3 protein-coding genes are annotated in these 2,365 nt (G+C 32.5%); 2 read left to right on the forward strand and 1 reads right to left on the reverse strand.

The features are described 5' to 3' along the window. Nucleotides 1–20 precede the first annotated feature (20 nt). Nucleotides 21–530 (forward strand): hypothetical protein, encoded by a 510-nt coding sequence (locus tag KPC_RS19150; protein WP_146196675.1) that lies wholly within the window; start codon nt 21–23, stop codon nt 528–530. A gap of 51 nt (nt 531–581) precedes the next feature. Here the strand turns inward: KPC_RS19150 and KPC_RS19155 are convergent, their stop codons facing one another. Continuing rightward, complete coding sequence (locus KPC_RS19155) at nt 582–1,361, reverse strand: ferredoxin--NADP reductase (RefSeq protein ID WP_121975905.1); 780 nt, start codon at nt 1,359–1,361, stop codon at nt 582–584. A gap of 105 nt (nt 1,362–1,466) precedes the next feature. Between KPC_RS19155 and tsaA the strand changes: the two genes are divergently transcribed. After that, entirely contained in the window at nt 1,467–2,177 is a 711-nt protein-coding gene (gene tsaA, locus KPC_RS19160; RefSeq protein ID WP_121975906.1) for a tRNA (N6-threonylcarbamoyladenosine(37)-N6)-methyltransferase TrmO, read from the forward strand. The last annotated feature ends 188 nt before the right edge of the window (nt 2,178–2,365 follow it).

Genomic DNA, 2,365 nt, shown 5'->3' on the forward strand with positions numbered 1-2,365 from the left:
ATTAAATATTAGGATGAATTGTGTTCAATAATCACATTATTAGCAGTAGCGTGCTGATTGGTTGTTTAACTTTATTTAGTCATTATGCTTTTGCAGTCAATAAACCAGAAAATAACTCATTGAAAATTGACAAAGCATTACTTATTGGTCAATGGCAGTGTACTGAAGCGATGGAGTATATGGGCTATGATGCTAAAACCCAAATGACAGTCGAGTTTAAAGCGGATGGTCAATATATGGAAAACTCTAAACTTGAGTTTGAAAATAAAGATGAAAAAGCAAATTTCATAGCTAAAACTAAGGCACAGTGGAACACCGATAAGGACAAGTTGACTATAGATCATTATCAGCTTATGCATTTTGAAGCTGATAATTCATCAGTTGAAAGTAAACTGAATTTAAAAGCAGCTTTAAGTGATCCAGATGCTGTAGAAATGAAAATCAAGAAATTAACTAAGAATGAAATGTTGGCAAATTTGATTTTATTCGATGAAGAAATAGAACATATATCAAGAATATGTACCAGATAATAAAAAAGCGCATGATCAAATGCGCTTTTTTAAATTCCGTATGAAGAAAAATTATTTTTCTACGAATGCGCGTTCAATTACATAGTCACCCAGTACACCCATACGAGGCGATTCTTTCAGGCCATGTTGATCAAGTAAGGCTGCAACATCATCTAAGAATGCAGGACTACCACAAAGCATGGCACGGTCAGTTTCCGGGTTGAAACGTGGAAGTCCGATTTTTTCAAATAACTGTCCAGACTCAATCGCAGTTGTCACACGACCTTGAGTGTGGAATTCTTCACGAGTTACTGTAGGGTAGTATACAAGCTTATCTTTGATACCTAGTTCTTCAAAGAATTCATTATTTGGGAGTTCATTTAAAATCAACTCTTGATAAGCCAATTCTGAAATGAAACGTGTACCATGAACAACAATGACTTTTTCAAAACGTTCATAAGTTTCAGGGTCACGAATTACAGAAAGGAAAGGAGCAAGTCCAGTACCTGATGAAAGTAAATATAAATTTTTACCAGGATTTAAATCATCTAAAACCAAAGTCCCTGTAGGTTTTTTGGAAACCAGAATTTCATCGCCAACTTTAACTTTTTGCAAAATAGAAGTAAGTGGACCATCTGGAACTTTGATTGAGAAAAATTCAAGTTCTTCTTCGTAGTTGGCACTAGCGATAGAATAAGCGCGCATCAAAGGCTTACCATTGACTTCAAGACCAATCATCACAAATTGACCATTTTTAAAACGTAAGGCTGTATCGCGAGTCGTTTTAAAACTAAATAAAGTGTCATTCCAGTGATGTACGTGAGTAATCTTTTCGACGTTAAAAGCAGCCATTAAAGGTCTCAATAAATTATCTAAATTAAACAGGTTGCTATTCTAATCTAAAATCATACGCTATAAACTGAATATATTTAATTGAACTTATCAGAAAAAGTGATTATGACTGAGTTGAATTTTCCTGTCATAGGTTATATGCGATCCCCATATGTTGAAAAGTTTGGTATTCCTAGGCAACCAAATTTGGTAGATATTGAATCCTATATAGAAATGGTTGAGCCCTATGATGATTTACAAGCATTTGATGGAATAGAAGAATTTAGCCATTTATGGCTCTTATGGCAGTTTCATGAAAATAAAAGTAAGCAACAGAATCATTTTAGAGCACAAGTCAGGCCTCCGCGATTAGGGGGCAATAAAAAAATTGGTGTGTTTGCTTCACGAAGTATGTATAGACCATCACCTATCGGATTATCAGTTGTTAAAATCAAGGCCATAAAACAAGTTGAGAAAAAGGTAAGAGTTTATGTAAATGGTAGTGACTTATTAGATGGAACACCTATTTTAGACATCAAGCCATATATCAGATATTCAGATAGCATTCCTGATGCTATTAGTAGTTATGCAGAACTTACACCAGCTAAAAAGAAAATTATATGGACAGAGCAAGCTGTATTGCAAAGAGATGAGTTACTAAAGACAAATAAAATATCTAGACAAATATTAAATGAATTGGAGGAGCTTATTGCNCTTGACCCGAAACCTGCCTATCAAAATGACGAAAATAGAGTTTATGGATTAAGCTTTTCAAATGTTAATATCAAATTCAGATCAAGCGATATAATTTATATTGATTCTCTTATGTTTATTTGATTATAAATTAATATTTGATATATATTGATTAAAAAATAAAAAACATTGAATTTTATTTAATTGTTCATTTAACTTGTAAAAAAGGTAATTATAATTTCGCAATCTGATAATACAAAAAAAATAAAATAGGTTATATTTATTTACACAAGGTTGTAGTGATATAACTTTGTTGTTAGTAAATGCATCTT

This window comes from Acinetobacter stercoris (assembly GCF_900323515.1).
In the GTDB taxonomy this organism is placed as follows: Bacteria; Pseudomonadota; Gammaproteobacteria; order Pseudomonadales; family Moraxellaceae; genus Acinetobacter; species Acinetobacter stercoris.

Coding starts and splice junctions, on each gene's coding strand:
- KPC_RS19155 (WP_121975905.1), bottom strand. CDS start 1,361: ATGGCTGCTTTTAACGTCGAAAAGATTACTCACGTACATCACTGGAAT.